This window comes from Micromonospora sp. NBRC 101691 (genome assembly GCF_030269285.1).
Taxonomy (GTDB): domain Bacteria; phylum Actinomycetota; class Actinomycetes; order Mycobacteriales; family Micromonosporaceae; genus Micromonospora; species Micromonospora echinospora.
In genome coordinates, this window is sequence record NZ_BSTB01000081.1 from 1 (window position 1) to 255 (window position 255).

1 pseudogene is annotated in these 255 nt (G+C 67.8%); it reads left to right on the forward strand.

Annotated elements, in window-relative coordinates:
• Positions 1-255 (forward strand): annotated as a pseudogene (locus QSK20_RS32035) (hypothetical protein); the annotation flags it as partial.

A 255-nucleotide genomic window follows, 5' to 3' on the forward strand; every position in this document is an offset into this window, starting at 1 on the left:
TGCAGGCGGAGAAGCCCGACACGGGCAAGTTGATGCCGCACGGTGAGCCGGGTTCGCAGTCGCGGATCCCGCTGAACGCCGAGCAGACCGCGAACGTGAAGGCCATCGTCGAGGCCACCAAGAAGGCGGGCATGGACGAGCGGGCCGCCGTGGTCGCGATCGCGACGAGCCTGCAGGAGTCGAAGCTGGAGAACCTGGGTCATCTGGGTGACCGCAACGACCACGACTCGCAGGGCCTGTTCCAGCAGCGCCCGT